The sequence below is a fragment of the Serratia sp. 14-2641 genome (genome assembly GCF_001692375.1).
In the GTDB taxonomy this organism is placed as follows: domain Bacteria; phylum Pseudomonadota; class Gammaproteobacteria; order Enterobacterales; family Enterobacteriaceae; genus Chania; species Chania fonticola_C.
In genome coordinates this window covers 38,273-45,176 of sequence record NZ_LXKR01000037.1, presented here as the reverse complement: position 1 = coordinate 45,176, position 6,904 = coordinate 38,273, and the positions used below count along the sequence as shown (strand labels likewise).

At 49.5% G+C, this 6,904-nt stretch carries 8 protein-coding genes; 4 read left to right on the top strand and 4 right to left on the bottom strand.

Translation table 11 applies throughout. The annotated features are described in order from the left end of the window. Positions 1-600 precede the first annotated feature (600 nt). The gene (locus A6U95_RS14425) at positions 601-984 is read right to left on the bottom strand and encodes a VOC family protein (RefSeq protein WP_139102372.1); all 384 of its coding nucleotides are present in this window, start codon (positions 982-984) and stop codon (positions 601-603) included. Positions 985-1,146: 162 nt separating this feature from the next. Between A6U95_RS14425 and A6U95_RS14420 the strand changes: the two genes are divergently transcribed. The 3 genes from A6U95_RS14420 to A6U95_RS14410 are packed head-to-tail and all read left to right on the top strand — an operon-like array spanning position 1,147 to position 3,265. Next, positions 1,147-1,551, top strand: coding sequence for an NUDIX domain-containing protein (locus tag A6U95_RS14420; protein ID WP_065684942.1), 405 nt, complete (start codon positions 1,147-1,149; stop codon positions 1,549-1,551). A 59-nt stretch (positions 1,552-1,610) separates the two neighbouring features. After that, positions 1,611-2,165, top strand: coding sequence for a GNAT family protein (locus tag A6U95_RS14415; protein WP_065684941.1), 555 nt, complete (start codon positions 1,611-1,613; stop codon positions 2,163-2,165). Between the two features lie 59 nt (positions 2,166-2,224). Further along, on the top strand, positions 2,225-3,265 hold the full coding sequence (locus A6U95_RS14410) for an FAD-dependent oxidoreductase (protein ID WP_065684940.1): 1,041 nt from the start codon (positions 2,225-2,227) through the stop codon (positions 3,263-3,265). Positions 3,266-3,372: 107 nt separating this feature from the next. Here A6U95_RS14410 and A6U95_RS14405 read toward each other — a convergent pair whose 3' ends face one another. From A6U95_RS14405 to A6U95_RS14395, 3 genes are all read right to left on the bottom strand, one after another. Then, the gene (locus A6U95_RS14405; RefSeq protein ID WP_139102371.1) at positions 3,373-4,332 is read right to left on the bottom strand and encodes a hypothetical protein; all 960 of its coding nucleotides are present in this window, start codon (positions 4,330-4,332) and stop codon (positions 3,373-3,375) included. 26 nt (positions 4,333-4,358) lie between these two features. After that, positions 4,359-4,871, bottom strand: coding sequence for a hypothetical protein (locus A6U95_RS14400; protein WP_065684938.1), 513 nt, complete (start codon positions 4,869-4,871; stop codon positions 4,359-4,361). Between the two features lie 290 nt (positions 4,872-5,161). Further along, positions 5,162-5,533, bottom strand: coding sequence for a DUF1801 domain-containing protein (locus A6U95_RS14395; RefSeq protein ID WP_065684937.1), 372 nt, complete (start codon positions 5,531-5,533; stop codon positions 5,162-5,164). Between the two features lie 130 nt (positions 5,534-5,663). On the opposite strand from A6U95_RS14395, the gene A6U95_RS14390 reads away from it, so the two are divergent. Further along, on the top strand, positions 5,664-6,842 hold the full coding sequence (locus A6U95_RS14390; RefSeq protein ID WP_065684936.1) for a hypothetical protein: 1,179 nt from the start codon (positions 5,664-5,666) through the stop codon (positions 6,840-6,842). Positions 6,843-6,904 lie beyond the last annotated feature (62 nt).

The window sequence follows — 6,904 nt, the reverse complement described above, 5'->3', positions numbered from 1 at the left end:
ATCGATACCAATAAGCGCAATATTTTCCATGATGGTTCTCCGAATGAAAGCCTGTCCTCAGCATAGTACCGGGAAGGAGGGAGTGACCATCTCATTAAACATCCCACGTTAAGCCTGTTTTTTAAACCGAAAGGCGTTGACGGGCAGCTATGAGCGAGGAGCTGACGTTGGCAGTGACCATAAATCATAGCAGCCAAAATGACGGTTAGTTAAGCAGTAGAGATTCCTTTACCATTCAGCCGTTTGCTGTAAACTCACCTGGTTAGCTGTATAAAGACTATGCAATCTCAGGGTCATTTAACTTAGGTAACTCAGAATGCCAATTTCTATTAAAACGACAAAAAATACCCGCACAGGCATTAGAGGGGTTCAACGATACGGAGCAATGTATCGCTGGCGTGTTGACGCTACCAGATTCAGAAGTCTTACAGGACAAGATCCAACACCGCCATTCATTGCCCGTCTTAATGAGAGTAAATCCGGGTGTGTAGACTCTGTTCGTTTTCATACGATTGAGGATGCTGGTGATGACCTTTGCCGGTTCTTAAATACTATGACTGGGGTCTCATTCGAGTATCAATGATCTGTACGTCTTGCACGCTAATCGAGAGCCTGGCCAACCACCATTCTATGCCCCTCGGGAGTCCCTACGGTAAATTCACGCATACCATGCGGTTTATCAACGGGTGGAGCCATTATGATCGCCCCCTTGCTGACAAACTCTTCATAAAGTGTCTTAGCATCATCGACATACAGATAAGCAAAATAGTTGTGATCGCCGGTGTCAGAGGGTGGCATTGCATCCGGTGAATGGCCTAACATGATACGCACGCATCCCCTAGTGGCGAGTTGCCAGCCCATGCCCTCCGGCCATGCCAAGTCAAATCCCAGGACATCGCAAAAATAAGCAGCATTTTTTTTGAGATCGCGAACTGCAATCACAAACGAACTGGACTGAAAGCTGGCTGTAGGTTTCGTCATCATGTAGTTCCACTTCTAGATTTCGTAAAACCAGAGCGTAGCACAAGTCATAGGCTCTACTTTACCTGATTAGGGAAGATATCCCAGCTAGGAATCACCCTCCCCACTCTGGTACATTTGATGCCTTCACGCGGGGTGCTTTTATACCAAACAACGGGATTCAGAATGTCAGAGAGTAAGCAAATTCATATAGCTGCAGCCATCATCACCGATCGGGCTGGCCGGGTCCTTTTGGTCAGAAAGCGCAACACGAAGTGGTTTATGCAGCCGGGTGGAAAAATCGAATCTGGTGAGCGGCCAGAGGTGGCACTTGCACGTGAACTGCAAGAGGAACTGAATGCCTCCTTCAACCCTGATGAGATGGTCCCTCTTGGGCGCTTTACGGATCTTGCAGCCAATGAGCCTGGATATATGCTGATTGCTGACATGTTTAGAGTCAGCACTGAAGAGACCCACTTTCTCCCCGCTGCAGAAATCGAAGAAGTGATATGGTTTGAACCTTCTGGCAACCAGCCGTTGCAACTGGCCCCGCTAACCAAAAATCATATTCTTTCTATGCTGGAACGTTAACGGGTCATTGGTAATAACAGCCCCTTCACCATAACAACACATTAGAAAAGGATAATTTCTTGCATTCGATTACCCTGCCATTCTTCACCGAGCGCCTGCTGCTACGCCGTTTTACACCTGACGATCTCCACGCCTATGCGGCTTACCATCGCCTGCCTGAAGTCTACCGCTACTTATATGCTCCACCGCCAGAGCTGGCGCAAATGGAAACTCGATTGGCAAAGGCCGTAACCTCACGTTTCAGTGAGGATGGTGACACTTTTTATTGTGCCGTCACATTGAAAGAGAGCGGCGAACTCATTGGTGAAGTGTTACTGAAGCTGGCCAGCAGCGCGGCGCTGCAAGGTGAAATCGGTTATATCTTCAACCCGGTTTATGCCGGTAAAGGCTATGCGGCAGAAGCGGTACGTTCGGTACTGGAACGCGGCTTCACTGACGTGGGTTTCCACCGCATTTTTGCCCGACTTGATGCAGCGAATCGCGGCTCTATCGGCGTGGTCGAACGCTTGGGCATGCGTAAAGAGGCACATTTGCGACAGAATGACCGCTTTGATGGCCAATGGGGCGATGAGCTGATTTATGCGTTGCTGAAGCAGGAATGGCCACAAAACTGATGCCGAGGGGTTACGGCGGATTTTGCTAATGCCTGGGCCCTTTTATGCGAGGAAACGGTATGTGTTCCACTACAAAAAGTATGATTATTGTGGGCGCGGGGATTATAGGGACCTCAATCGCTTATCATTTGGCCAGCCGCGGAATAAAAGTGACCGTTATTGACCAAGCGCATCCAGCTTCTGGTGCCACCGGCAGCGCTTTTGGCTGGATCCACACCACTGTGAGTGACGATGCCCCAGATGCACTTCTTCGCCGAGCGTCGGCGGAAGACTGGCACAGGTTAGAAAAAGAAATTCCGGAACTTTGTATACGTTGGGTTGGTGCGCTAAGTTACGGGGCCGATTCGCCTTGCGAACAAGATGAGTCGAAAATGCTTCAGCAGTCTGATATATCCCGGCTGGAGCCAGCGATGAATGCCCCACCTTCACGGGCGCATTATGCCGTTCAGGATGGCGCAATAGATCCGACAGAGGCCACCCGAGCCCTGCTGAATAAGGCCTGCCGTCTTGGTGCGGAGTTGAAAACACAGACGCTCGTCACCGGATTCATGCAAGAGGGAAATAGAATAACTGGCATCGAGACAGCGGAAGGCATATTAAACGCGGATTTTGTGATTCTGGCCTGCGGGACGGGTATAACTTCGTTGCTGAGCATGATAGGGATTTCGCTCCCGATCGTGGCTTCGCCAGCCATTCTTCTGCGTTACCGCGTGACAAAACACATTGTTAATACCCTAATATCTGGCGATGACATTGAAGTTCGCCATGCATTTAACGGGGATCTCCTGGCTGCCGAGGATTATCCGGTTACGGGTGATACTGAAGCAGTGGCGTCTGAAACCCTCACGGCGATAAAAAACAGGCTACAAGGAACGGCATCGGCCTATCTTCTCAGGCAGTCGGTAGGACAACGACCTGTACCGCAGGATGGACATCCTGTCATGGGGGTTATTGATGATATAACGGGTATTTATGTGGCGGTCATGCACCCTGGCGTAACCTGTGCGGCAACTGTTGGAAGGATGGTGAGCGAAGAGCTAACCATCGGTAAAAACCTGGAAATTCCTGAAAGCTATCGACCTACTCGTTTAAGGTCTTGATCATCTGGTGCCCCGCCAGAGTGTTCAGCCTCTAGGGGAAAATATAACGGGCCGTGACCGGCCCCATGATTACCCCGTGACGCTTTCTTTTCTTAGGCGACTGATGCCTATTTCTTCGCCAACCAGGGAGACGTCGTGCTCCAGAAAATGATATCTGCACCGAGATAGTCTTCTGCGAATTGTACAAACTCGTCCTTGCTAAATGACTTGCCCGTATTGGGGTTCCTGTAGGTCAAGGTCGGCTCCTGCACAGCCATGGCAACCAGTGCTAGCTTACTTTTGTATTTGTTGAAGAACGGATAGGAGTTCTTCATTTGCGCCTTGCGGTTGGGAACAATATCTGGGCCGCCGAGCCCAATATTATTGGCACTTGCGAACTCAAACAGTCGCCCCATGTAATTGTGGTCGTTGTTCCATTCGCACGGCCAGAAATTTACATATTGCACCACATGTGATTTGGTGAACACCTTGCGCGCAAAGGTGAGGTTTTCCATTTCGCCTGCGAAATAGTTATCGCAGGTAAATCCCTTGGGTAGCTTTTTCTCGTCAAGATCAATGGCTGTTTCGGGTAGGTTCACACCATAGACTCGGCCATCGAAACGCTCTGCAAGCGCTGCCAACAAAGCTTGATAACGTTGGCGCACAGCAGGATCCCACTGCTGTGCCACCCACCCCGAGCCAACCGGCTTTCCTTCGCCAGGATTGTCAAATTGTGGCGATATCCCACCACCGTACCTGGCATCATTCATCAGATAATCAGGAACGTATCGGGCATTCTGTTCGAAAAACCGATCCTGGATCTGGATGAAAAGTTTTTTCTTGTTTGCTTTGAGACGAGTCAGATCCTGCTCAATCTGCGAAAAGTTGTATTTGTCCTTCTCAGGCTCGAGTGAGCGCCAATTGTAAACGATCTGCGCACCGCCAATGTCGCTACGCGCCATAATGGTTGACGCCGCTTCGAGATCGCCGGAGCTGGTATAGACAAAGTTTTCTGGTATTTTAGCTAATACGGGCAGTGTCACAGTAAGCAATGTTATTGCGACAGTGAGCCTGATACGTATGGTCACGAAGTTACCCCTTTCTGATGGTGCGACTATCTGAAACTCCATTGGGCGCTAACGACAAATATCGAGGGAAGAATAATACCACTTTCCACCCCAAAGTAGCTGGTAAAATTGTATTGAACTGCATGATAGATATAGGGAGAGAAACCCACGCCGGTAGTATCCTTGAACTTTTTATATGAACCATCATTACCACATTGACTGAAGGCATCAAAGAAGAACTCACCAACATACCCATAAACACCCTTAAAAACCCATCCAGAGTCATTAGACATCCAGTCTCTTCTCAGACCCAGTGCGATACAGCGGTCATTGAAACTATTTTTCATTGTGCCAACTAAAATACTATATTTTGAATCCTCAGAAAACTTTCGTTCTACGGAGAAAAATTTGTTATCAAAGTTCTCCGTGTATTGTCCCTCATTGTTTATCGTATGATACACAAAGGAGCCGGTGTTAATTGAGTATAAATTTATTTCACCTGCGACACATGCGGGCACCACTGTTAACAAACATACAATAGCCACTGACTTATTGAGCATTTAAATGACCTCTTTTAATATGCGTGGTGATTTTTTGAGAGCCCACTCCCCTTGGCAGATACCACGTAGTTCCCCTGTACGCTTTTCTCTCAGTAACGATCGGCCCGGTAATGCCCAGCAGGCACACGGCCATCAAACGGGAGAACGAGGGTTTATCCATGCCAAGCTTCTTCTATCACTGATAACATCTATTAACAGTAGTACATTCTTTATACTGTTGATAAAAATCAATTCCGCGGCGTTTTGGCTACACAATGAATGTCTTTTGCCTCAATGGCATCACGAATTTGTTACCTCACCTTCTTACGCAGATTAAACTCAACCGCCTCCTGCACCAGAGCCGTTAAGGCTTTTGAATCCACCGTATCCTCTGCAAAGAAATCAATCGCCCGCCACGCGTTACCATCCAGGCCAGCGTTAAACAGCTTATCGGCATCTACCAGGCTGGCGCCGTGGTAAAAGGTCAGCTTTACCTTGGCTTTATGGGCGTTAGCAACCGCGATAATGCCGTGATGTGACCACACCGGGCTCCCTCTCCACTTCCATTCCTCAATGATTTCCGAGTCAGCCGCAACAATGCACTTACGGATCTCCGCCAAGGTCTTCCCACGCCAGTCGGTCAGCGCTGCGATAAGTTGGTCAATCTGTAACGAGGCATCCATCAAAGTTCTCCAGGCACAATGTAACCTAGCATTCAGTTTAGTCATCTTCACGCGGCTGGTGCAGCCTATCCAGCGTACCGCGAATCGGATAGTATTCCCCCACTGAAGGAATAATCAAAAGCAGCGATCCATGGACATCTCAGACTTAAGCCAAGCCCGCAGTAACACCGTCAGTAAGCTCCTCAATGCGCCTGATTTTTCGGCCCTGCTGATTGAACACGGCTGGGCGGCGTTCCCGGATCGTTTTTTAAAAGCCGTCGCTAACTCGAAGGACACCACCACGCAGACCTTGCTTGATATGCTGCCTGCGCTTTCGCTGGAACTGAAAATCCAGGTGGCGCAGCAAAGCAAGCAGCCATTTATTGTCCCCTGCATGATATGGCCAGAGTTGGTCTGGCGTTGGCAGCCTTGGGAGTATGCCAGCGAAACTTTGGCATGGGAGGCGTTAACCTCAGGCTTTTCTGCGCTGATTGAGGGGCTTGTCAGCCGGCCTATGGCATCGATAGAGGATCAAGACTGTGCTGAGGGCAAAGTTTACTCCGACTATTTTATGGATCCGATTGGCCCGATCCTCGATAAGCTGGATAACAACCCAGGTTGGCCAGCGTGCTGGGCAAATATTGCTCTCCATCATCCGGATGAAACCGTACGTGAAAATATGATTTTCCGGCTGGTTAATCCCTCTCAAACCCTGTTGCAGTCACTGACCAAAGATCCTTCTCATTTGGTTAGGTGCCGGCTGGTTTCTCGCTATCATGAAGATGAAGCGTTGATGATGGAGCTACTGGACGACGCCAATGTCTGGGTTAGAGGTGAGCTGGCGGAACGCGCCATTTCCAGCCATGTATTGACCCAGCTTAGCCAATCGATGGACCTGTTTGTCCTGAGCAGGCTGGCTCATAACCGGCAGTTTTTCCTTAATCCAAATCCGAGCACAGGCGCCCGACTCGTATGGCAAAAGCTGGCGCAGCATCCCTACGTGTTTACCGAGGAGTGCTTTGCCGGTATGGCAGCACTGGCGGAAGATAACATCATAGATTGGCCGATCTTTTCTCGTTGGGTGGAACAACTCGCGGATAGGTGTCCTCAAGTGCGCGATAAAACGCCGCCGTTCCGCACCTTTGGCTATGCTGAATTTCCGGCTTCTGAAACGAATTTGTACGACACTGCCAGCAGCCTGTTCCAGTTTAACCGTTCGCTGGCACTCAGCCCTTTGACCCCGGTAGAGATCCTCAACTTATTCAGCCAGTGCCCATTTGAGGCGTTGAGGCAAGAGGTTGCCCAGAATCCAGCCCTGCCTGCATCCTAATACGCCTAATGAAAAAGTGGTGAAGTTCGCCGAAGAAGCGCAAGTAGCAAGACTGCTGACAA

What these genes read in the sequence shown, in the direction of transcription:
- A6U95_RS14400 (WP_065684938.1), bottom strand. Translation starts at nt 4,871, where the DNA reads ATGCTCAATAAGTCAGTGGCTATTGTATGTTTGTTAACAGTGGTGCCC.
- A6U95_RS14425 (WP_139102372.1), bottom strand. Translation starts at nt 984, where the DNA reads ATGATGACGAAACCTACAGCCAGCTTTCAGTCCAGTTCGTTTGTGATT.
- A6U95_RS14420 (WP_065684942.1), top strand. Translation starts at nt 1,147, where the DNA reads ATGTCAGAGAGTAAGCAAATTCATATAGCTGCAGCCATCATCACCGAT.
- A6U95_RS14395 (WP_065684937.1), bottom strand. Translation starts at nt 5,533, where the DNA reads ATGGATGCCTCGTTACAGATTGACCAACTTATCGCAGCGCTGACCGAC.
- A6U95_RS14410 (WP_065684940.1), top strand. Translation starts at nt 2,225, where the DNA reads ATGTGTTCCACTACAAAAAGTATGATTATTGTGGGCGCGGGGATTATA.
- A6U95_RS14390 (WP_065684936.1), top strand. Translation starts at nt 5,664, where the DNA reads ATGGACATCTCAGACTTAAGCCAAGCCCGCAGTAACACCGTCAGTAAG.